Here is a 21,288-nt window from a genome sequence, read left to right as displayed (position 1 = left end):
CGGGAAAAAAAGCTGGTAATCGGGGCCCGGCCTTGCGAAAGTCCCGCTGCCCGGACCGGGGCTCCGCGGCCCTTGCCGACAGAACCGGTTAAGGCGGGTTTTCCCCCTTGTCCATACTTTTTTCCGTCACTTCCTGTTTTCCGGCCCCAGTCCATGAGCTTCATCTCCGACAAAATCGACCAGCGGCGGACCTTCGCCATCATCGCCCACCCTGACGCGGGCAAGACCACCCTGACGGAAAAGCTGCTGCTTTTCGGGGGCGCCATTCAGCTTGCAGGCGCTGTGAAAGCCCGGGGGGAGGCCCGACGCGCCCACTCGGACTGGATGAAGGTGGAACGCGAGCGTGGCATCTCTGTGGCGTCCTCGGTCATGAGCTTCGACTACACCGGCTGCGCGTTCAATCTGCTGGACACACCGGGGCACGAGGACTTCTCCGAGGACACCTACCGGACGCTCACGGCGGTGGACTCCGCCGTCATGGTGATCGACTCGGCCAAGGGCATCGAGGAGCAGACCCGCAAGCTGTTCGAGGTCTGCCGCCTGCGCGATGTCCCCATCATCACCTTTATCAACAAGCTGGACCGGGACGGGCGCGAGCCCCTGGACCTTCTGGACGAGATCGAGCAGACCCTGGCTCTGGACGTGACCCCGGCCACCTGGCCCATCGGCATGGGACGGGACTTCCTGGGCTGCTATGACCTGCTGTCGGACCGGCTGGTGCTGATGGAAAAGGGCGCAAAAGGCGCCCTGCCCAAGGAGGGCGAACAGTTCACCGGGCTGGATGACCCGAAGCTGGCGGACCGCCTGCCCTCCCACGCCTATGAAAAGCTGGTGGAGGATGTGGAGATGGTGCGCGGCCTGTGTCCGCCCTTCGACCGGGACTCCTATCGGGCCGGGCACCTGTCCCCCGTGTTTTTCGGCTCGGCCGTGAACAATTTCGGTGTGCGCGAGCTGCTGAACGGCATCGCGGAGATGGCGCCCTCCCCCCGGGTCCAGAACACCACCACCCGCGAGGTTCTGCCGGACGAAGACAAGGTCACGGGCTTTGTCTTCAAGATCCAGGCCAACATGGACCCCAAGCACCGGGACCGGATCGCGTTTGTGCGCATCTGCTCGGGGCACTTCAAGAAGGGCATGAAGCTGACCCATGTGCGCACGGGCAAGCAGCTGACCATGCACGCGCCCACCCTGTTCCTGGCCCAGGACCGGGAGCTGGCCGAGGAGGCCTTCGCCGGAGACATCATCGGCGTGCCCAACCACGGGCAGCTTCGCATTGCCGACGCGCTGACCGAGGGCGAGTCCCTGTTTTTCACCGGCATTCCCAGCTTTGCCCCGGAAATGCTGCAAAAGGCGCGCCCCAAGGATCCCCTGCGGGCCAAGCATCTGGGCCGTGCCCTGTCCCAGCTGGCCGAGGAGGGCGCAGCCCAGGTCTTCAAGCCCCGGATCGGCGCGGACTGGATCGTGGGCGTGGTGGGACCGCTGCAGTTCGACGTCCTCGCGGACCGGATCCGGACCGAGTATGACGTGCCCGTGATTTTCGAGCCGACCACGCTCTACACGGCCCGCTGGGTGAGTGCGGAGGATCCCCGGGTGCTGAAAGCCTTCGTGGATGCGAACCAGGGGGCCCTGGCGGACGACCACGACGGCGATCCGGTCTTTCTGGCCCGAAACGCCTGGCACCTTGACCGGGCGGCGGAGGACTACCCCAAGGTCTCGTTCCACAAGACCAAGGAGCACACCGGACTGTAAGGTCTGCCCCCATCAGCCAACAAAAAGGGCCCGGCACACCGCCGGGCCTTTTTCTTTGCCCGCACGACAGGCGGACGGTGAGTCTCGGGCGGCCGAACGCCGGAGTCTGGACCCCCGCAGTCTGGACCCCCTGAGTCTGGAACGCCGGGGTCTGGAACCCGGACGGTGGGGAGGAAGACGGGGGCCGGGCGCCGGGGCGGCGGGGCCCTGTTGACCGCGGCACCAGGCCTCCCCCGTTTCAGGCACCCCGCATTGACAGCGATATTTCCGGCAATACCTCCGGCTGTGCGCCGCTGTCGGGCCCAAACGACCGCCTGCGCGGCCGGCTCAGATCCGACCCTGCCCCGGGTCAGCGGGGTGCGCCGCTCCAGTTCCCGGCCGCACCCGATGCCTGCGGCGCGCGACCGCCCCCGCCCCGGCCAGAGCCGTACCCAGAAGAACCAGGGCGCCCGGCAGGGGGACATCGCTGAACGTCACGCTGAACCCGGCATACTGTCCGCGGAAATCAAGACCATCCAGCGAACCGTCCAGGAAACCGCCGATCGTTCCCGACAGGGAGAGAACATAGTCGCCCGATTCCAGGTAGGCCCAGACCGCCGAAAGATCCCCCATGCCCGCTTTGCCATCCAGGACGCCCGTCCAGTTCACCCCGGGCCCCTGCAGGGTAAAGGTCAGCCCGTTCCCCGGGAGGTCCATGTACAGATCTTTGCCTCGGGCCCCCGTGGGATTCGACGCGCCGAACTCCAGCCCCATGGCCTTGTGAAGCGTAAAGGGAATCTCCAGACGGATATTCTGCTTGTTGTCCCAGTCCGGATACCTGTACGGCGAGGGCAGGCTCATGCTGGGCCAGCGCATGCTCCAGTCGTCGTGCTCAACAAAGTTGAATCGCAACTCGCTGGTCGAGCTCCACCATTCTCCGCCCCCGTAGCGCTCGTACTTGTGCCCGACATACAGGGCGCCCGCAATAAGCCCATAGGAATGATACATGTTCACTGTTTCAAACCGATAAACGTACGTGTCCTCCGCAGCCCGGGAGGACGAGGGCGCCAGCGTCGCTCCGAGAGCCACAGCAAGAAAAAGAAGCGGGACCACGAAGCGGGCCCTGATCGTCGTGACAAATCCGTTCATGATTTTTCCTTCCCCGGCTGGGACTGCGCCCGTGGGCATCCGGGCCGGGAGGGGCTTTTCCGCCCCCCGGTCCCGGCCACCGCCCGGTGCCTGCGGCGCGCGACCGCCCCCGCCCCGGCCAGAGCCGTGCCCAGAAGAATCAGGGCGCCAGGCAGGGGGACATCGGTCTCGACAACTCCCACACTGAACATGAGAAAGTTCCCGCTGAACGACCAGGCATTCACGGATCGGTCCCCGAAACCACCGACCACTCCCGACATGGACAGGACATACTCTCCCGGTTCCAGATACGCCAGCTTGTGGGTTTCCCACTCGTTCAGTGCCGGGCCACTCGAGATGGAACGCGACCAATCCACACCGCGCCCCTTGATATTGAAGACAATCCCCTCGCCCTCAAAGGGCACATAATCATCGGGAGCAATGCGATACTCGGGAATCGACAGTCTCAGCTTCAGAGCCATAGGCTTTACGAGCGTGAGCGGAACCTCAAGCCGGATCCCGAGGCTCTTGTTCCAGTCGGTCCCACCCCCCGGCACAGGAAGCTTGTGGATCATTCCGCCATCAAGTTGAATCTGGCTGACCGGGGTTACCTCGGGGTTCCACGGTGGACCAACGTCCCGACCAACCATAAGCCGGCCCGAGAAACCGTATGACGTGTTCACCGTCACCCTCTCAAATCGGTGAAAGTAGGTGTCGTCCGCCGCCCGGGAGGACGAGGGCACCAGCATCGCTCCGAGAGCCACAGAAAGAAACAGAAGCGGGACCACGGAGCGGGCCCTGATTGATTTGAGAATTCCGTTCATGATTTTTCCTTCCCCCGGCAAAGGGTGCGCCTGCCCGGATCCTGCCTCGGGTGGTTCGTTCGGGCCCTCCCCCCGCGCGGGGCCACGACCTGCCACCGGGCCCCCGGGAGAGCAGCAAGCGCAACCGCTCATTATCGTTGTGTTGTCTGTGAATTGAGACTGCTCGGGACGGCCTGTGCGGTCAAGATGAATTACATCCCATAGGCGCATTTTCGATGAACCTCGACCCGAAGGGGTGTTGGCCGGCAGGGCAGCCGGAAGCCCCTGCCCCTGTGCCTGTGCAGCCCCAGTCCTCCAGCCTGTGGAACGCTGGGGCCCCATGACAGCCACTGCCCCCGAAACGGTTCGCGCACCCGCAATCCGGAGCGGCGGCCCCGGCCGGTGCAGCCCCCAAACCCGTGCCCGGAGCGTGTCCTGCCCCCGGTTTCCGTCTTCCCCCGGACGGGCAAACCCGCTATAAAGCACTCCCATGAGCGAAGTTTTTGAAAAACTCGGTGTGATCGGCGGAGGGGCGTGGGGAACCGCGCTTGCCCAGACGCTGTGTCGTGCCGGCCGGTCCGTTACCCTGTGGGCGCGCGAGACCGAGGTCGTCGGCGATATCAACGCCAACCATGTCAACAGCCTGTTCCTTCCGGGCGTGCCCCTGGAGCCGACCCTGAGGGCCTCGGGAAGCCTGCTGGAGATCATCGCCGACGCGGAGGCGGTCCTGGTGGTCTGCCCGGCCCAGGCGCTCCGCAGCGTGCTGGAGAGCCTCGCGGACCGCTGGCCCGCCGGGGTTCCGGTGGTGCTGTGCGCCAAGGGGATCGAGCAGAAATCCGGCATGATGATGACCGAGGTCGCCGCCGAGGTTCTGCCGGGAATCCCCCAGATGGTCCTGAGCGGGCCCACCTTCGCCCACGAGGTCGCCCTCGGGCTTCCGTCCGCCGTGACCGTGGCCGCCCACGACATCGCGCTGTCGGAGAAGTTCGTGCGGACCATCAGCACCCCGACGTTCCGTCCCTATGTGTCCGTGGATCCGGTGGGCGCCGAAATCGGCGGCGCCGTGAAAAACGTGCTCGCCATTGCCTGCGGCATCGTGGAGGGGCGCAGCCTCGGGGAAAACGCCCGCGCGGCGCTTCTGACCCGGGGCCTTGCGGAAATGATCCGCCTTGGCCGCGCCCTGGGCGCCCAGGCGGAAACCCTGGCCGGCCTGTCCGGCATGGGAGACCTGATCCTGACCGCCACGTCGACCAAGTCCCGGAACTTCTCGGTGGGGTACGGCCTGGGACAGGGCGGAGCCCTTGACGAGATCATGGGCAAGCGCCGGTCTGTGGCCGAGGGCGTCCACTCGGCGCGGGCCGTGGTGGAGCGCGGAGCCCTTCACGGGATCGAGATGCCGATCTGCCAGGCAGTGGACCAACTGCTGCAGGGCCTGATCGACGTGGACAGCGCCGTTGCCGGCCTGCTGAACCGTCCGCTCCGTTCCGAGCTGGGCTGAGCAATGGCCGAGACCGCAAGCCTTTCGCGCGCCGCCGCCCACGACATCCTGCTGGACGTTCTGGGCGAGGGTGTCCCCTTCGATGACGCCTTCGACCGGGCGACCCGGGCGCTCGGCCCTCGGGACCGGGCCTTTGTGCGCCTTCTTGTGGCGACCACGTTCCGCCACATGGGCCGCCTCGACGCCGTTTTGAAGCTCTACCTGGACAAGCCGGTTCCCAAGCGGGCGGCCGGCGCACGCCACCTGATGCGCCTGGGCGCTGCCCAGCTGCTGTTTCTGGGCACTCCCGCCCACGCAGCCGTGGCCACAGCCGTGGAGGCGGCGCGGATGCGCGGTCTTCAGGGATATGCAGGCCTGATCAACGCCGTGCTGCGGAAGGTGTCGGCCGAGGGCACCCGCCAGATGCGGGCCATGAACGACCCCCTGCTGGACTACCCGAAGTGGCTGACCACCGCGTGGACCGAGGCCTGGGGAGAGAAAACCGCGACCCTGATCGCCCGCGCCTCCGCCAGGGAGGCCCGCCTGGACCTGACCCCCGCCGACGGCAATGCGGCCGCCCTTGCCGAGAAGCTGGGCGGAACCGTCGTCACGCCCTGGGGATCGGTGCGCATGCCTGCCGGCCCCCACGATGTGCCCCGGCTTCCCGGCTTCCGCGAGGGGGAGTGGTGGGTGCAGGATGCGGCCGCCGCCCTTCCCGTCCACCTCATGGGCGACCTGAAGGGCCTGCGGGTCCTGGACCTGTGCGCGGCACCCGGAGGAAAAACCCTCCAGCTCGCCGCCGCCGGAGCCAGGGTCACGGCCGTGGACCGCTCGGATGCCCGCCTTGCGCGCCTGCGCGACAACCTGAAGCGCACCCGCCTGGGCGGCGATGTCCGGGTGATCTGCGCCGATGCGGCGCGCTGGAGACCCCCCGCCTCCGACGGGCCCTTTGACTGCGTCCTTGTGGATGCCCCGTGCTCGGCCACCGGCACCCTGCGGCGCAACCCGGACCTGGCCTGGATCAAGGGCGCGGGAACACCCGCCGACCTGAACCCCATCCAGGATGCGCTGATCGACAGCGCCGTCGAGCTTCTGAAGCCGGGCGGCACGCTGGTCTACTCGGTCTGCTCGCTTCAGGATGAGGAGGGAGAGCCCCGAGTCGAGGCCGCCCTTGCCCGTCATAAGGGACTGCGCCGCAAGGCCATTGATCCCTCGGCCCTTCTGCCGGACACCCCGGTGCTCACGCCCGCAGGCGACATCCGCCTGTTTCCGTTCCACCTGGGCGAGGCCGGGGGCATGGACGGGTTCTTCGTGGCCCTGCTGACCCGGGACTGACGGCCCGGCTCCTACCACACGATCTGGATGTCCACGCGGCTGTTTTGTGCATCGTCCTCGTGGATACCCAGATGGTCGGAGGGCCCGTTGCCGCCCCGCCAGAAGGTGGAGATGTATTCCGGGCGGATGCCGTTCTTGCGAAGCTCGTCCCGGACCGCCTCGGCCCTCGCCTTCGACAGGCTGAGAGACGCCTGCGGATCCAGGCCGGTCTCACCGAAGCCCACCACCCGAAGACCGGTCGCGTTCTGCCGCTTCCAGTAGCGGGCGATCTCGGCGATCCGGGCCTTCTGCCGGGTGGAGAGCGAGGCCGCCGACGGCTGGAACGCCACCGTGTAGCGGTCAGCCCCCGTGCTCTCGGGGGCCGGAGTCCCGGCAAACCCCGGAACCTGGGCTGCGCCCGCGTCCACAAGAAGCGGACCGACGCCGACAGCGAAGGAAAGAAGGAGAACAGTCATGATTCTGGACACGTTATATCTCCTTGGAAAGCCCTGCCCGGGTGGAAGTCGTTCCACACACGCTCACCGTGTTTTCAGGCAAGGGGTCATTCTGTAGTAGCTCCAGAGTGGTTGCCAAGATCTTTTTTCAGAAAAGACAGGGCACCGCGCCCCGAACAGCGGTCCGGTGCCGTCCCAACCGCGGAAAACCGGGACTTTGGCGTGCGCCTGCCGGGCCTGCCCGCTGCACCCGCGCCCCCGCCCCTACCGGAATGTCTGTAGGGCAGCGGGCAAAGGCAGCGTTGCGGATGTTTGGGCCTCGCCTTTTTGTTGGCTCTCGCTTATGATTACCGACCCGTTTTCCGGGTTTTTCCCACATCTGCCGTACTATGTGATGGTTTTTTATCGAGGTTTCCAATGACGTCTGATTCACAGGGTTCCCGCCCGCCGCGCTACAAACGGGTTTTGCTGAAACTCTCGGGCGAAGGGCTTCTGGGGAACCGGGAATATGGCCTGGACCTCGAGATGGTCAACCGCATCGCGGGCGAGATCAAGAACGCCCTCGCCACCGGCATCCAGCTGTGCGTCGTGATTGGCGGCGGGAACATCTTCCGTGGCGTCTCCAAGGCCGCCGAGGGCATGGACCGCACCAGCGCCGACTACATGGGCATGCTGGCCACGGTCATGAACGCGCTTGCGGTCCAGAACGCCCTCGAGAAGCAGGGGGTCCAGACCCGGGTCCAGTCCGCGATCCCCATGTCCATGGTCTGCGAGCCCTACATCCGCCGCCGGGCGATTCGCCACATGGAGAAGGGCCGTGTGGTCATTTTCGCCGCCGGGACCGGAAACCCGTTTTTCACCACCGACACGGCCGCGGCCCTGCGGGCAGTCGAGGTCAACTGCGACGCCATCCTGAAGGCCACCCAGGTGGACGGCGTCTACTCCGCGGACCCGAAAAAGGTACCGGATGCGGTGCGTTACGACCGCCTGACGTTCTCGGACGTGCTCAAGCAGGACTTGCGTGTCATGGACACGTCCGCAATTGCGCTTGCGCGGGAGAACAAAATCCCTATCGTCGTGTTTTCCCTTCACTCTGCGGGCTCCCTGTGCGAGGTTCTGGCCCGCCGGGGACTGTTTACCGAGATCTGCTGTGACACCGAGAAGGAGTAATGCCCGTGGCTGATGACACGTCCGCTGATTTTTCCAAGATGAGAACCGACCTCAGGAACCGAATGGAGAGCTCTGTCGATGTCCTGAAAAAGGAATTCGCGGGCCTTCGCACCGGACGTGCGTCCATTGCCCTGCTGGATCCGGTGATGGTGGACGCCTACGGTCAGATGGTTCCCCTCAATCAGGTGGCGACGGTCTCCGTGCCCGAGCCCCGCATGATCTCGGTGCAGGTCTGGGACCGCTCCATGGCCAAGGCCGTGGACAAGGCCATCCGCGACGCGGGCCTGGGCCTGAACCCGGCCTCGGACGGGCAGCTGATCCGCGTCCCCATTCCGCCGCTCAACGAGGAGCGCCGCAAGGAGCTCACCAAGGTCGCCGGCAAGTACGCCGAGGAGGTCCGCGTGGCCATCCGCAACGTGCGCCGCGACGGCATGGACCAGCTCCGCAAGCTGGAGAAGGACGGCCTGATCAGCGAGGACGAGCAACGCAAGTTCTCGACCGACGTCCAGAAGCTGACCGATGACATGATCCGCGCCGTGGACGAGGCTCTTGGCGTGAAAGAGCAGGAGATCATGCAGGTCTGATGATGACAGCCCAATCTCCACTTTCGGGCACCCGAGGTCCATCAGACGGACATCCCCTGCATGTCGCCATCATCATGGACGGAAACGGCCGCTGGGCCCGGGCCCGGGGACTTCCCCGGACCGCCGGGCACCGCAAGGGGGCCGAGTCCGTCCGTGCTGTTGTCGAGGCGTCACCGGGCCTTGGAATCACGCATCTGACCCTGTTCGGGTTTTCATCGGAAAACTGGAAGCGTCCCCAGAGCGAGATTTCTGACCTCATGTCGCTTCTGCGCTTCTACCTGAAAAGCGAGCTCCGGAACCTTGCGAAACACAACGTCTGCCTGAGGGTCATCGGCCGGCGCGACCGCTTCAGCCAGGATGTGCTGGACCTGATCGCGGAGGCCGAGCATGAAACCGGCCAGGGCACCGGGCTCCAGCTGACCATTGCCCTGAACTACGGCTCCCGGCTCGAGATCGTTGACGCGGTCAAGGACATCGCGCGGGAGGTGGCCGCCGGAACCCTGGATCCGGAGACCATCGGCGAGGCGGACGTGAACCGCCACCTGACCACCCGGGATCTGCCGGATCCGGACGTGCTGATCCGCACCTCCGGGGAGCAGAGAATCAGCAACTTCCTGCTGTGGCAGGCGGCCTATGCGGAACTGGTGTTCTCGCCCGTCCTGTGGCCCGACTTCAACGGCCAGCACCTGGCCGACGCACTTGCGGACTACCGCACCCGGGAACGGCGGTTCGGGGGCGTCTGACGCCCTCCCCGCTTCCCCTGAACTGCCCGGCTGCCCTAGAGCCCCTCGGGGCCACCCCCGGTGGCTTCCACCTGCGCCCGAGCCCCGCCGGGCCGCACCCGGAGGCTTCCACCTGCGCCCGAGCCCTGCCGGGCCGCACCCGGAGACTTCTGCCCGCCCCCTGCCCTGCTTTGGATCGGTCTCCTCTCCCCTGGGACGCGCCCGCCCCGTTTTTCCCCCGTCCGGAGACACGAAGCGCTGGCATCCGGCCGCCCGGGCGGATAAAACCGGAGTCCGTCCTCCTGCCGCGAAGGAAACCCGAAGCCATGCTCATGACCCGCGTTCTCTCGGCCCTTGTTCTCGCGCCCCTGTTTCTCGGGGTTGTGTGGCTCGGCTCCCCCTGGTTCGAGGCGCTCTTTGCCCTCATGGGGGGGATCATGGCCTGGGAGTGGTCGCGGATCTCGCACCGGGGCCAGTTCACTGCCTCCGGGCAGGTGATGGGGTTCACCCTGTCCCTGATGATTGCCCTGACTGCGATCCTCCCCACGGTCTGGCCCACCGAGTGGCGCGAGATGACCCGGGAGGAGGTGGGACTGGCCGCCCCTGCCCCTGCCACTGACAAGGCGGCCGAGAGCGCCCCCATCGGACCCGACACCCGGTTCTACGGGTACTATGCCCTCAACCCGCTGACCGGAGGCGAGATCGAGCTGGGACGCGGACGGGTCGGGCCCGGTGTGTTCGGCGGCCCCCGCGACGAGCTGACCGACGCCAACATCCGCGATGTGTCCCGGACCCTGGCCCTTCCCATGATGCTCTGGGCGGGGCTGCTTCTGGTGCCCGCCGCCGCCGCGGTTCTGGTGCTCGAGCGGAAAAACCGCGAGAGCCGGTGGTGGGACGTGACCGGCCTCCTGTATCTGGGGGTCACGCTGCTCGCGCTTGTCTTCTTCCGGGCCGCTGCGGGCTGGATCCCGTTCCTTGGGCTGCTGGTGATGGTCTGGGCCACGGACACGGGCGCCTATTTCGCCGGACGCGCCATCGGGGGCGCCAAGCTGGCGCCCCGCATCTCCCCCAACAAGACCTGGGCGGGCCTGGTGGGCGGAGCGGTGTGCTCGGGCCTTGCGGCCACGCTTGTGCTGCTGGCCCGCGATGTGCCGCCCCAGGCCCAGGCCCTGATCATGGTGGCTTTTGTGGTCGGAGCGCTGGTTGCGGTGGTGGCCCAGGGCGGCGATCTCTTTGAGTCCTTCCTGAAGCGCCGCTTCGACCAGAAGGATTCCAGCCACATCATCCCCGGGCACGGAGGCCTTCTGGACCGCTTCGACGGCCTGCTGGCCACGGCGTTCCTCCTTGTTCCCTTCCTGGTCTGGCTGTTCCAGAACCCGGGGCCGGTGCGTCTTGGCGGCCACTCGCTCATGATTCTGCCCCCGCTGACCGGCACGATCTGGTAAAAAGCCTCCTTGGCGTTTGCGGGGAAAACCGCTAGAACCACGCATACCGGCGACTGGCGCACGACTAGAGAAAGGGTTCGATCATGGGAACTGAGACCGCGAAACGGCGTGTCACGATTTTGGGCTCCACCGGCTCGATTGGAAAGAACACGATCGATCTCATCAGCCGCAACCGGGAGCACTACGAGGTCGTGGCGCTTTCGGCCAATTCCCGGGCCCGGACCCTGGCCGCCCAGGCCATCGACCTCGGCGCAAAGTTTGCCGCCGTTGCGGACCCCGGCGCCTACGCCGAGCTGAAGGACGCCCTGTCCGGAACCGGTATCGAGGCCGCCGCCGGCCCGGAGGCCGTGATCGAGGCCGGAGCCCGCGAGGCGGACTGGACCATGGCCGCCATCGTCGGCGCCGCCGGTCTGGAGCCGACCCTGGCCGCCGTCCGGCAGGGCCGCACCGTGGCCCTGGCCAACAAGGAATGCCTTGTCTGCGCGGGCGAGCTGTTCATGAAGGAGGTGGCCCGCTGCGGCACCCGTCTCCTGCCCGTGGATTCCGAGCATAACGCCATCTTCCAGGTCTTCGATGCCGAGCGCGTCCAGGCCATTGACCGCCTGATCCTGACGGCCTCGGGCGGCGCCTTCCGAGACCTGTCCCTTGAGCAGATGAAGTCCGTGACCCCCGAACAGGCGGTCGCCCACCCCAACTGGTCCATGGGCGCCAAGATCAGCGTGGACTCCGCGTCCATGTTCAACAAGGGCCTGGAATTCATCGAGGCCTACCACCTGTTCGGCCTGCCGGCGGACCGCATCGAGATCCTGGTGCACCCCCAGTCCGTGATCCACTCCATGGTGGCCTACATCGACGGGTCGGTTCTGGCCCAGCTCGGGTCTCCGGACATGCGCACCCCCATCGCGTTCTGCCTTGCCTACCCCGAGAGAATGGCGGCCCCCGTGCCCCGGCTTGACCTTGCACAGCTTGGGCGCCTGGACTTCCGGGCCCCGGATGCGGAGCGTTTCCCGGCGCTCAGGATCGTGCGCGAGGCCCTGCACCAGGGGGGCGTGGTTCCCACGGCCATGAACGCCGCCAACGAGGTTGCGGTGGCCGCCTTCCTGAACCGGGAGATCCGTTTCCTGGATATTCCCGTTGTGGTGGAGGCGACCATGGGCGAAATTGCCCGGACGTCCACAACCGGAGGCACCCTTGATTCCCTCGACACCGTGCTCGCGGTGGACCGGGAGGCGCGTGTGTGCGCCCGGGAAAAGACCCACGCCCTGGCCGAGTAACCCCGTCCTTTTTCAGGCGGGGATGACTTTTTAATGCACATTCGTTTGTCTTTCCCGCGCCTGAGCCCTATTGTCAGCGTTTGCCGCGCCTGCGGCAGCCCTCCCCGTGTTTTCTCTCAATCACGACTGGATTTCCGTTCATGCCAGAGACCCCCTCCCCGTCCTCTGCGGGCGACGCCCTTGAGTCCGCCATCAGCGCGGTGTCCGGGACCGCAAGCGAAGCGACCGGGTTCTGGGCCAGTGCGGGGGATGTGGGCTTTATCCTTCTCGGGTTCCTGATTGTCCTGTCCATCGTCGTGTTCGTTCACGAGATGGGACACTTTCTGGTTGCCCGGCTGAACCGGGTCCGGGTGGAGACCTTCTCCATCGGCTTCGGCCCGGAGCTGGGCGGCTTCACGGACCGTCACGGCACCCGCTGGAGCCTCTCGGCCATCCCCATGGGGGGCTACGTCCGTTTTTTCGGCGATGAGGACGCCACAAGCGCCACCGCCGACAAGGAGGCTCTCAGGGAGATGACCGACGCCGAGAAGGCGGTCTGCTTCCAGTACAAGTCGGTCATGCAGCGCTTCGCCATTGTTGCCGCGGGACCGCTTGCCAACTTCGTGCTGGCGATCGCCATCTTCTGGGGCGTGTTCATGGTCTGGGGCCAGCTGCGTCCGGAAGCCCGGATCGCCGAGGTGGTGGACGGCATGCCCGCACAGGCCGCGGGCCTTCGGGCCGGAGACCTGATCGTCTCCGTGGACGGCCATGACGTGGAGGCGCGCCAGGATGTGCAGCGCACGGTCATGCTCGCGGGGGACCGGGCGGTGAAGGTCACGGTGAAACGTGACGGCGCCCTTCTGGACTACGACGTGCCCGTTACCGCGGTCATGCGCGGCGACGCCCTGGACAACAAGGTGAAGATCGGCCAGATCGGCATCATCTTCACGCCGGGCAGCGAGGCGGACCGGGTCCGCCTGGGACCGGTCGAGGCCCTGGGCGAGGGCTTTGCCCAGACCGGCGCCCTGGTGGTGGACACCTTCCGCTTTGTGGGCCAGATGATCACCGGCTACCGCTCCACCGAGGAGCTTCGGGGCCCGATCACCATCGCCCGCATGTCCGGGAAGGCCCTGGAACAGGGCACTCTGGGCTTCCTGATGTTTGTCGCCCTTCTCTCGGCGAACCTGGGCCTGATCAACCTTCTGCCGATCCCCATGCTCGATGGGGGACACCTGGTGTTCTACACCTGGGAGGCCCTGAGGGGGCGCCCGCTGAGCGACCGGGTGCAGGAATGGATGCTGCGCTTCGGTCTGGCGGCGGTGCTGACGCTGATGGTCTATGCCACCTTTAATGACATTGTCCCGCAATGGCTCGACAAAGTTAAGGGGCTTTAATTACTTAAATGTGACACTCGGCGCACTATCGCCTTGGAATATTGTGCCTGTTGCGGTACGTTCGCAGAGTGACCGATCGGATTATTCACACCTCGCTCGAAGGGCTTAGTTCAACGATATGGGAGAAAATGGAAAGATGGCCTTCAGGCGATTGTTTCTCGCTCTCACCGGTGTCGCTGTCGCAACGGGCGCACCCGGGTTTCCGGTGCCCGAGGCGTTTGCCCAGAGCCGCGCGTCCGCCCACTCGGGAGCGGTCGTCAGCCGCATCATCGTCGAGGGCGCGGAGCGGATCGAGCCTGAAACCGTCCGGACCTACATGACCCTGCGCGAGGGCGAGCCCTACAGCGCCTCGCTTGCGGACGCCTCTTTGAAGGCCCTGTTCGACACGGGCCTCTTTGCCGACGTCACCATCCGTCTTGAGGGCTCGAGCCTTGTTGTGAAGGTGATCGAGAACCCCATCATCAACCAGGTGGTCTTCGAGGGGAACAAGCGGGTTCCCACCACAGCCCTTGAGGGCGAGATCCAGCTTCGCCCCCGGGTGGTGTTCACCGAGTGGCGGGCCCAGGAGGACGTGCAGCGCATCCTGGACCTCTACCGCCGGTCCGGACGCTTTGCGGTGTCCGTCGAGCCCAAGCTGATCAAGCTGGACCAGAACCGGGTGGACGTGGTCTTCGAGATCAACGAGGGCCCCTCGACCACGGTGAAGGGGATTTCCTTCGTTGGCAACTCCCGCTTCAAGGCGGGCGAGTTGCGCGAGGTCATCATGACCTCCGAGGAAACCTGGTACAAGTTCCTGTCCTCCACCGACACCTACGATCCGGACCGGGTCAACTACGACCGCGAGCTTCTGCGGCGCTTCTACCTGAAGCGCGGCTATGCAGACTTCGAGGTCCGCTCGGCCATTGCCGAGCTCTCCCCCGACCGCCAGAGCTTCTTCATCACCTTCACCCTGCACGAGGGCGAGCGCTACCGCTTCGGAACCATCGAGGTGGAGAGCAACCTGGAGAACCTGGATCCGGCGGTTCTCTACAAGATGATCGAGGTCAAGAACGGCGACTGGTACGACGCCAAGAAGGTCGAGGACATCTCCGAGAGCATCTCGGAAGAGGTGGCCAACCTGGGCTACGCCTTTGTGGATGTGCGCCCGCGGGTGACCCGGGATGCGGAAAACCGCGTGATCTCCATCGTCTTCGAGGTCAACGAGGGCCCCCGGGTGTTTGTCGACCGCATCGACATTCAGGGCAACGTGCGCACCCACGACGAGGTGATCCGCCGCGAGTTCCTGATCGCCGAGGGTGACGCCTTCAACTCCTCCAAGATCCGCCGCTCCCGCCAGAACGTCCAGGACCTGGGCTTCTTCGAGACGGTGGACGTGTCCAACCAGCCCTCCCCCGCCGCCGCCGACCGCACCACGGTCGTGGTGGACGTCAAGGAACGCTCCACCGGCGAGGTGTCCTTCGGCATCGGCTGGTCCAGCTCTGTGGGCGCGCTCGTTGAGGTGGGCGTCCGGGAGCGCAACTTCCTCGGACGCGGCCAGGATCTGCGGGCCTCGGTCTCCTGGGCGCAGCGGCGCTCGCAGCTGGACCTGGGCTTCACCGAACCCTACTTCCTGGACCGGAAGCTGGCCGCGGGCGTGGACGCCTACGCGGTCGAGCGCGACCTCCAGGACGAAAGCTCCTACGACTACCGCTCCATCGGGGGCGGGGTGCGGTTCGGATGGAACTACAATTCCGCCTGGAGCCACTCGGTGCGCTACAACGTGGAAAAGATGAAGATCGAGCACGTCGCCTGGGACGCGTCACGCTTCATCCGCGACCAGAAGCGCAACACCACCACCTCGCTGGTGGGCCATGTGCTGACCTATGACCGCCGGGATTCCCGCCTGAACCCCACCGAGGGCTATTTCGTGTCCCTGTCCAACGACGTGGCGGGCCTTGGAGGCACCGAGGCGTTCCTGCGCAGTGACATCAAGGCGGCCTACTACCTCCCCGTCGGCGAGATTCTGGACTGGAACCCGGCCTGGAACTTCAATCTCCAGGGACAGGCCGGCTACATCTTCGGCCTTGGCGAGGACGTGGCCATCAACCAGCGCTACTTCCTGGGTGGAACCAACCTGCGGGGCTTCGAGTCCGCCGGTGCCGGCACCCGGGATCCCCAGACCGAGGACGCCCTCGGCGGAAACTGGATTGTCACGGGAACGGCCGAGTTGGGCATTCCCCTGGGCCTGCCCGAGGATATCGGCATCACCGGACGCCTGTTCACCGACGTTGGCCTGTCCGGAAAACCCGACAAATATGACGCCAAACTTATGGACTGGGATGCATCACCCCGTGTCTCGGTGGGCTTCGGTCTCACCTGGGTGTCGCCGGTGGGGCCCATTGCCGTGGACTTCGGCTTCCCGATCATGAAAAAAGACTACGACGAGACCGAAACGCTGAGGCTTTCCTTTGGATCGAGGTTCTAAAATGCTCAAGCAGACATGCCGCGTTTTTGCGCTGCTCCTCCTTCTTGCGGTCGTGCCCACGGGTGTCACGCGCGCGCAGACTCCCGCCCCGGCTGATTTTCCAAATGCCACCATCGGGGTGATGGATCTCCAGAGGATCATGGGCGAGGTCACGGTTGGCTCCTCCATTCAGGCGGAGTATGACCGCTACCTGCAGAAGTACCAGACCGAGGCCATGACCGAGGAACGGGCGCTCCAGCAGGAGGCCCAGAAGGTCATGGGCGGCAAGGACCAGACCAGCGAGGCCGCCGTCAAGCGTCGCCAGGAGTTCGAGCGCAAGGTCAACGCCTTCCGCATGGGCGTGTCCCAGAGGCTGGGCAAGCTCGACCGCGCCCTGTCCCTGGCCCAGGGAGAGGTCTACAAGGTCATTATCGAGAAATCCCAGGAAGTGGCTCTTGAGCGGGCCATCAATCTGGTTCTCTACAAGCACCAGACCCTGCTTTTTGACCCGCGCATGGAACTGACCGACGAGGTTCTGAAGCGTGTCAACGCCAGCCTGACCTCCGTGACCTTCACGGATCCCGAAACCCTCCCCGACGTTCCGGGCAAGTAGGATTTCGCGTTTCACCCGGCGGGTCTCATCCGGTTTTCCGGACGAGGCCCGCCTGTTCCTGTTATCCAAACCACATGGATCCGCCCGTCGGGGCGAATCTCCATGGAGACTTTCAGCATGACCGAGGCGAGCGCTCAGGTTGTCGAGAAAATCGACATCCACGAAATCATCAAGATGATCCCCCATCGCTACCCGTTTCTTCTTGTGGACCGGATCGTTGATGTGATCCCCGGCGAAAGCGGTGTGGGAATCAAGAACGTCACCTACAACGAGCCGTTCTTCCCCGGGCACTTCCCCGGCCGTCCGGTCATGCCGGGCGTGCTGATTGTGGAGGCCATGGCCCAGACCGCCGGAGCCCTGGTGCTCAAGGCGCTCGGGTCCGCGGCCCACGGTGTGCTGGTCTACTTCATGGTGATCGAGAACGCCCGCTTCCGCAAACCCGTCGAGCCGGGTGACCGCCTGGAGCTCCATGTTGTGAAAACACGGCACCGCGGCAAGGTCTGGAAGTTCGACGGCGTTGCGAAGGTGGATGGCGCCGTTGTGGCCGAGGCCTCCTTCTCCGCCATGATCGACGACGCAAAAGAGTAACCCCCCGGGACGCCTGTTCCGAGGGAGCAGTACTCCGGACCGGACCGTGTGCCCCCGTGTGGGGCCGCGGTCACATTCGGAGCCGGATTTTTTATACCGGATCGGGGCGAGCCGTGCTCGCAAACACAGGGGCTACGACGGACACCCCGCCGCCCCGGCCCCGGTCCGCCCGTGCGAAAAAGGTAGCACCCACAATGCCCAAGATTCATTCGACTGCACTTGTCGAACCCGGGGCGGAAATCGCTTCAAGCGCCGTGATCGGCCCCTACTGCACCGTCGGGGCAGAGGTCGTCATCGGCGAGAACGTGGAGCTTGTCAGCCACGTTGTGGTCAGCGGCAGGACCACCATTGGTGAGGGGACGAAGGTCTATCCCTTTGCCTCCCTCGGCCTGCCTCCCCAGGACCTGAAATACCGGGGCGAGCCGTCGCGCCTCGAGATCGGACGGCGTAACACCATCCGCGAGCACGTGACCATGAACACGGGCACCGAGGGCGGCCAGATGGTGACCCGGGTCGGCGACGACGGCCTGTTCATGATCGGCGTTCACGTGGCCCATGACTGCATCGTGGGCAACCGGGTGATCATTGCCAACAACGTGCTGATGGCCGGACACGTCGAGGTCGCGGACTACGCGGTGCTGGGCGGCGGCTCCGCCATCCACCAGTTCACCCGCATCGGCAAGCTGGCCATGATCGGCGGCCTCTCGGCCATTGGCGCCGACGTCCTGCCCTTCACCACCGCCCTGTCCGGTGGCACGGGCCGCAACGGCCAGATTGTGGGGCTCAACATCGTCGGCCTGCGCCGGGCGGGCTACACCCGCGAGGACATCGCGAACCTTCGCGACGCCTTCCGCCTTCTCTTCTCGGGCGACGCCATTGCCGAGCAGAAGGCCCTGATGGTCGAGCGCTGGCCCGACAGCGCGCCGATCAGCGATGTGGCCGCGTTTCTGGACACGATTTCCTCGCGCGGCCTGGTGCGTCCGGGAGACGACGTCGAGGTATGATCCGAGCGCGCACCCTCCAGGCCAACACCGGAGCGGGAGCCGGCGCCGGAGCCGGATGCGTGTCCGGCCCGGCGTCCGGCCCGGCGACAGCCCCACGGCCTCCCCTGGCCATTGTTGCCGGGGGCGGGGATCTTCCTCGGCGGGTGATGGAGGCCTGCCGCCGCGACGGACGGGACTTTCTCCTCGTGGGCATCGAGGGCCATGCGGACCCGCAGGACTGGGAGGCCACTGTCCCCCAGATGTGGATCCGCCTGCCCCGGGCCCTGTCCGCCCTTGACGACCTGCGGACCCGGGGTATCGCGACCATCTGTCTGGCCGGATGCGTCCGGCGTCCCTCGGTGGCCGAGCTTCTGCGCCTGATTCCGGACCGGCGGACCGCGGCCTTCCTGATGCGCGCCGCCCGCCATGCCCTGGGGGACGACTCCCTTCTGCGGGCCGTGGTCCGGGAACTGGAGACCGAGGGCTTTACTATCGAGGCCTCCCATGAGGTGATCGGCTCGGTTCTGGCCCCCGAGGGCGTTCTGGGCTCGGTCGCGCCGGATGACGTGGCCCTGCGCGACCTCCGCTTTGCCTTCCGCCTGGCCAAGGCCATGGGCGAGCTGGACGTGGGCCAGGGCGCCATAGTCCAGCAGGGCATTCCCCTTGCGGTGGAGGCCGTCGAGGGCACCGACGCCATGCTTGCGCGGGCGGGTGACCTGGCCCGGGAGGGCCCCGGCGGCGTGCTGGTCAAAACCCGCAAGCCCGGGCAGGATACCCGGGTCGATCTTCCCGCCGTGGGCGTGACCACCGTCGTCAATGCCCGGGCGGCCGGCCTGCGGGGCATTGGCCTCGAGGCCGGAGGCACCCTGGTGATCGATCTGGACCGCATGGTGAGAAAGGCCGACGAGCTGGGCCTGTTTGTTGTGGGCCTGGGCCCGGACGACATCGGCATCGGCAGCGACAGCGTTACGGATATCGACACGGGCACCACAGGCGGCGAAAGCAACGGGAACGACTGATCCGGGAGCCGCCGCCCCACTCTTCTCCACCCCTGCAGCCGAGGTAAGACATGCCCCCGCATCCCTCATCGCCCGCCCTTGGGGACACCGCAGCGGACGCCCGTCCCCTGCGCGTGTATATCGTTGCAGGCGAGCCCTCGGGCGACCAGCTCGGGGCTCTTCTGATGAAGGCTCTGGTGCGCCAGTCCCCCGGCCGGGAGATCCGCTTCGCAGGCGTCGGGGGCGAGCGCATGGCGGCCGAGGGGCTCACGAGTGCGGTGCCCATGGAGGATCTGGCCGTCATGGGCCTGATGGAGGTTCTGCCCCGGGTCCGGCGCATCATGGCGCACCTCAAGACCGTGCAGGCGGATATTGCCGCCTTCCGGCCGGATGTGGTGATCACCATCGACTCCTGGGGCTTTACGGGCCGCCTTCACAAGGCTCTGAAGGCGGCGAGGGATCCGGCCCTGCGCATTCACTATGTCGCACCCATGGTCTGGATCTGGAAGGAAGGCCGGGCGGCCAGCGTGGCGGCTGTGGTGGACCACCTGCTTGTCCTGTGGCCGTTCGAGCCCCCCTACTTCCTGCGCCACAACCTGCCCACCACCCACGTGGGGCACGCGGTCATCGAGACCGGCCTTGGGGACGGGGACGCCGGTGCCTTCCGGCTCCGGCACGGGATCGGCGCCGATGCGCCGGTGCTCGTGGTTCTGCCGGGCAGCCGCAAGGGCGAGATCCGCTCCCTTCTGGGGATCTTCGGCGAGACGGTCCGTCTCCTTGCCGAACACCACCCGGACCTGCGCGTGGTCATTCCAGCCCCCGAGCACCTGCGCGAGCGGATCGCCCGCGCGGTGGACGACTGGCCCGGAGATCCGGTGGTCGTGACCGGGGCAACCGAGAAGGCCGGCGCCTTTGCCACCGCCCGGGCCGCGCTCGCCGCCTCGGGAACGGTGTCGCTGGAACTTGCGCTTGCGCGGGTGCCCCACGTCGTCGCCTACCGGGTTCACCCGGCGACCGCGTTCCTTCTGCGTCGCCTCTTGTCCGGAGGCGCCCGTTTCGTCAATATGATCAACGTCCTTGTGGAGCGGGAAGTGATTCCCGAGATGTTGCAGGAAAAAGCGAACCCCCGGGACTTGTATGCTAGTATACTTGACCTTCTCGAAAACGACGCGGTGCGGACCGCGCAGGTGACAGGTATGGACGAGGCGCTGGCCCATCTTGCTGGCCCCGGAACGGGGCTGCCCAGTGAGGCGGCGGCGCGGGTCATCCTCCAGCTTGCGGGGACAGGGGACACGACAGAATGATGACAGAAACCAGACTGCGGGAGCGGGCCCGGGCCAGCGGCGCGGCGGCGGACCGGATGGAACGGACCAATCCGGAGCAGTCCTTCCAGTACCGGATGGACCAGGCCTACGCCCTGGGGGACCTGGGCGGGCTTTACGGCGACGAGGAGGCCATGCGTCACTGCGTGGAGATTTTCCGCACCGAGGCCCCCCGTTTTTCTCCGGAGCTGGACCTCGAGGGCTGGGTGGCCATCATGAGTTGCCTTGCGACCTCTTTGTACCGTCGCGGACTGGTCTTTGAGACGGGGAGCGGCACCCTGCTGGAGGCCATCGACCTCTACCGGCTGGTGATCTCTGTTGGCGGAGAGAGCCGCACCCTGCTCCAGAACCTGGCCAACGCTCTTTATGCCCTCGCCACCCGGGACCGGAACTTCGATCGGGAGATGGAGGCCGTCGAGGCCCTGGACCGGGCCGCCGCCGCCTGGGACAGCCGCCCCCCGGTCCAGGAATGGGCCGCACTGCAGGAAACCCTGGGCATGCTCCTGTGGCAGGTCTGGGAGGCGGACCGGGGCCGTGCCAACGCGCTCAAGGGCTCGGCCCAGGGGTTTGCCTGCGCGCTCCAGTTCTACAACGAGCGGGAAACGCCGCTCCAGTGGGCCGTCACCCTGAACCGCTTTGCCGCAACGCTTTACTGGCTGGGCTATTTTGAAAGCGACCTGGAGAGCCTGCGCGCCGCCCGGGAAGCCGTGTCGGACTCCCTGCGGGTGTTCCGCGCGGACACCTTCCCCGACCAGCACAGCGCCGCCACCGTCATGATGACCGAGATCGAGACCATGATTTCGTTTGTCTACCAGCACCTCCAGCAAAACCAGCCGGACCCGCACCATCACGCCTGAGGGGACCGGGC

General features: G+C 66.2%; 19 protein-coding genes. 16 read left to right on the top strand and 3 right to left on the bottom strand.

Annotated elements, in window-relative coordinates; translation table 11 throughout:
* Positions 1-153: 153 nt before the first annotated feature.
* Complete coding sequence (locus tag IHV25_RS04610; protein WP_192533926.1) at positions 154-1,749, top strand: peptide chain release factor 3; 1,596 nt, start codon at positions 154-156, stop codon at positions 1,747-1,749.
* Between the two features lie 327 nt (positions 1,750-2,076).
* Here the strand turns inward: IHV25_RS04610 and IHV25_RS04605 are convergent, their stop codons facing one another.
* Positions 2,077-2,877, bottom strand: coding sequence for a hypothetical protein (locus tag IHV25_RS04605; RefSeq protein ID WP_192533925.1), 801 nt, complete (start codon positions 2,875-2,877; stop codon positions 2,077-2,079).
* Complete coding sequence (locus tag IHV25_RS04600) at positions 2,874-3,680, bottom strand: VPLPA-CTERM sorting domain-containing protein (protein WP_192533924.1); 807 nt, start codon at positions 3,678-3,680, stop codon at positions 2,874-2,876. Before IHV25_RS04600 ends, IHV25_RS04605 begins: the two co-directional genes overlap by 4 nt.
* 469 nt (positions 3,681-4,149) lie before the next feature.
* On the opposite strand from IHV25_RS04600, the gene IHV25_RS04595 reads away from it, so the two are divergent.
* Complete coding sequence (locus IHV25_RS04595; protein ID WP_192533923.1) at positions 4,150-5,157, top strand: NAD(P)H-dependent glycerol-3-phosphate dehydrogenase; 1,008 nt, start codon at positions 4,150-4,152, stop codon at positions 5,155-5,157.
* Positions 5,158-5,160: 3 nt separating this feature from the next.
* Positions 5,161-6,471 carry an RsmB/NOP family class I SAM-dependent RNA methyltransferase gene (locus IHV25_RS04590; protein ID WP_192533922.1) on the top strand — a complete coding sequence of 437 codons (1,311 nt, stop codon included), beginning with the start codon at positions 5,161-5,163 and terminating at the stop codon, positions 6,469-6,471.
* 11 nt (positions 6,472-6,482) lie between these two features.
* Here IHV25_RS04590 and IHV25_RS04585 read toward each other — a convergent pair whose 3' ends face one another.
* Positions 6,483-6,938 (bottom strand): OmpA family protein, encoded by a 456-nt coding sequence (locus IHV25_RS04585; RefSeq protein WP_192533921.1) that lies wholly within the window; start codon positions 6,936-6,938, stop codon positions 6,483-6,485.
* A gap of 384 nt (positions 6,939-7,322) precedes the next feature.
* Between IHV25_RS04585 and pyrH the strand changes: the two genes are divergently transcribed.
* From pyrH to IHV25_RS04520, 13 genes are all read left to right on the top strand, one after another.
* On the top strand, positions 7,323-8,075 hold the full coding sequence (gene pyrH / locus IHV25_RS04580; protein ID WP_192533920.1) for a UMP kinase: 753 nt from the start codon (positions 7,323-7,325) through the stop codon (positions 8,073-8,075).
* Between the two features lie 38 nt (positions 8,076-8,113).
* Positions 8,114-8,659 (top strand): ribosome recycling factor, encoded by a 546-nt coding sequence (gene frr / locus IHV25_RS04575; protein ID WP_242018810.1) that lies wholly within the window; start codon positions 8,114-8,116, stop codon positions 8,657-8,659.
* 2 nt (positions 8,660-8,661) lie between these two features.
* Positions 8,662-9,402, top strand: a complete 741-nt coding sequence (locus IHV25_RS04570) for an isoprenyl transferase (protein ID WP_192533993.1) — start codon at positions 8,662-8,664, stop codon at positions 9,400-9,402.
* 305 nt (positions 9,403-9,707) lie between these two features.
* Positions 9,708-10,826, top strand: a complete 1,119-nt coding sequence (locus tag IHV25_RS04565; protein WP_192533918.1) for a phosphatidate cytidylyltransferase — start codon at positions 9,708-9,710, stop codon at positions 10,824-10,826.
* Positions 10,827-10,909: 83 nt separating this feature from the next.
* Positions 10,910-12,100, top strand: coding sequence for a 1-deoxy-D-xylulose-5-phosphate reductoisomerase (gene dxr / locus IHV25_RS04560; RefSeq protein WP_192533917.1), 1,191 nt, complete (start codon positions 10,910-10,912; stop codon positions 12,098-12,100).
* A gap of 140 nt (positions 12,101-12,240) precedes the next feature.
* On the top strand, positions 12,241-13,473 hold the full coding sequence (gene rseP, locus IHV25_RS04555) for an RIP metalloprotease RseP (RefSeq protein ID WP_192533916.1): 1,233 nt from the start codon (positions 12,241-12,243) through the stop codon (positions 13,471-13,473).
* A gap of 136 nt (positions 13,474-13,609) precedes the next feature.
* Positions 13,610-15,937, top strand: a complete 2,328-nt coding sequence (gene bamA, locus IHV25_RS04550) for an outer membrane protein assembly factor BamA (RefSeq protein ID WP_242018785.1) — start codon at positions 13,610-13,612, stop codon at positions 15,935-15,937.
* Between the two features lies 1 nt (position 15,938).
* The gene (locus IHV25_RS04545) at positions 15,939-16,529 is read left to right on the top strand and encodes an OmpH/Skp family outer membrane protein (RefSeq protein WP_192533914.1); all 591 of its coding nucleotides are present in this window, start codon (positions 15,939-15,941) and stop codon (positions 16,527-16,529) included.
* A gap of 117 nt (positions 16,530-16,646) precedes the next feature.
* Entirely contained in the window at positions 16,647-17,117 is a 471-nt protein-coding gene (gene fabZ / locus IHV25_RS04540; protein WP_242018784.1) for a 3-hydroxyacyl-ACP dehydratase FabZ, read from the top strand.
* 194 nt (positions 17,118-17,311) lie between these two features.
* Positions 17,312-18,121: an acyl-ACP--UDP-N-acetylglucosamine O-acyltransferase gene (gene lpxA / locus IHV25_RS04535; protein WP_192533912.1), complete on the top strand. Its 810-nt coding sequence runs from the start codon at positions 17,312-17,314 to the stop codon at positions 18,119-18,121.
* Positions 18,118-19,119, top strand: coding sequence for an LpxI family protein (locus IHV25_RS04530; RefSeq protein ID WP_192533911.1), 1,002 nt, complete (start codon positions 18,118-18,120; stop codon positions 19,117-19,119). Before lpxA ends, IHV25_RS04530 begins: the two co-directional genes overlap by 4 nt.
* Before the next feature lie 50 nt (positions 19,120-19,169).
* Positions 19,170-20,402, top strand: a complete 1,233-nt coding sequence (gene lpxB, locus IHV25_RS04525) for a lipid-A-disaccharide synthase (protein WP_192533910.1) — start codon at positions 19,170-19,172, stop codon at positions 20,400-20,402.
* A complete protein-coding gene (locus IHV25_RS04520; protein WP_192533909.1) occupies positions 20,399-21,277 on the top strand; it encodes a hypothetical protein in 879 nt (292 codons plus the stop codon). Before lpxB ends, IHV25_RS04520 begins: the two co-directional genes overlap by 4 nt.
* Positions 21,278-21,288: the final 11 nt, after the last annotated feature.

It is taken from the genome of Phaeovibrio sulfidiphilus (assembly GCF_014861485.1).
GTDB lineage: Bacteria > Pseudomonadota > Alphaproteobacteria > Rhodospirillales > Rhodospirillaceae > Phaeovibrio > Phaeovibrio sulfidiphilus.
The sequence above is the reverse complement of the archived record's forward strand: the minus strand, read 5'-3'. Positions and strand labels throughout refer to the sequence as shown.

What these genes read in the sequence shown, in the direction of transcription:
- IHV25_RS04610 (WP_192533926.1), top strand. Translation starts at nt 154, where the DNA reads ATGAGCTTCATCTCCGACAAAATCGACCAGCGGCGGACCTTCGCCATC.
- IHV25_RS04605 (WP_192533925.1), bottom strand. Translation starts at nt 2,877, where the DNA reads ATGAACGGATTTGTCACGACGATCAGGGCCCGCTTCGTGGTCCCGCTT.
- IHV25_RS04600 (WP_192533924.1), bottom strand. Translation starts at nt 3,680, where the DNA reads ATGAACGGAATTCTCAAATCAATCAGGGCCCGCTCCGTGGTCCCGCTT.
- IHV25_RS04595 (WP_192533923.1), top strand. Translation starts at nt 4,150, where the DNA reads ATGAGCGAAGTTTTTGAAAAACTCGGTGTGATCGGCGGAGGGGCGTGG.
- IHV25_RS04590 (WP_192533922.1), top strand. Translation starts at nt 5,161, where the DNA reads ATGGCCGAGACCGCAAGCCTTTCGCGCGCCGCCGCCCACGACATCCTG.
- pyrH (WP_192533920.1), top strand. Translation starts at nt 7,323, where the DNA reads ATGACGTCTGATTCACAGGGTTCCCGCCCGCCGCGCTACAAACGGGTT.
- frr (WP_242018810.1), top strand. Translation starts at nt 8,114, where the DNA reads ATGAGAACCGACCTCAGGAACCGAATGGAGAGCTCTGTCGATGTCCTG.
- IHV25_RS04570 (WP_192533993.1), top strand. Translation starts at nt 8,662, where the DNA reads ATGACAGCCCAATCTCCACTTTCGGGCACCCGAGGTCCATCAGACGGA.
- IHV25_RS04565 (WP_192533918.1), top strand. Translation starts at nt 9,708, where the DNA reads ATGCTCATGACCCGCGTTCTCTCGGCCCTTGTTCTCGCGCCCCTGTTT.
- dxr (WP_192533917.1), top strand. Translation starts at nt 10,910, where the DNA reads ATGGGAACTGAGACCGCGAAACGGCGTGTCACGATTTTGGGCTCCACC.
- rseP (WP_192533916.1), top strand. Translation starts at nt 12,241, where the DNA reads ATGCCAGAGACCCCCTCCCCGTCCTCTGCGGGCGACGCCCTTGAGTCC.
- bamA (WP_242018785.1), top strand. Translation starts at nt 13,610, where the DNA reads ATGGCCTTCAGGCGATTGTTTCTCGCTCTCACCGGTGTCGCTGTCGCA.
- IHV25_RS04545 (WP_192533914.1), top strand. Translation starts at nt 15,939, where the DNA reads ATGCTCAAGCAGACATGCCGCGTTTTTGCGCTGCTCCTCCTTCTTGCG.
- fabZ (WP_242018784.1), top strand. Translation starts at nt 16,647, where the DNA reads ATGACCGAGGCGAGCGCTCAGGTTGTCGAGAAAATCGACATCCACGAA.
- lpxA (WP_192533912.1), top strand. Translation starts at nt 17,312, where the DNA reads ATGCCCAAGATTCATTCGACTGCACTTGTCGAACCCGGGGCGGAAATC.
- IHV25_RS04530 (WP_192533911.1), top strand. Translation starts at nt 18,118, where the DNA reads ATGATCCGAGCGCGCACCCTCCAGGCCAACACCGGAGCGGGAGCCGGC.
- lpxB (WP_192533910.1), top strand. Translation starts at nt 19,170, where the DNA reads ATGCCCCCGCATCCCTCATCGCCCGCCCTTGGGGACACCGCAGCGGAC.
- IHV25_RS04520 (WP_192533909.1), top strand. Translation starts at nt 20,399, where the DNA reads ATGATGACAGAAACCAGACTGCGGGAGCGGGCCCGGGCCAGCGGCGCG.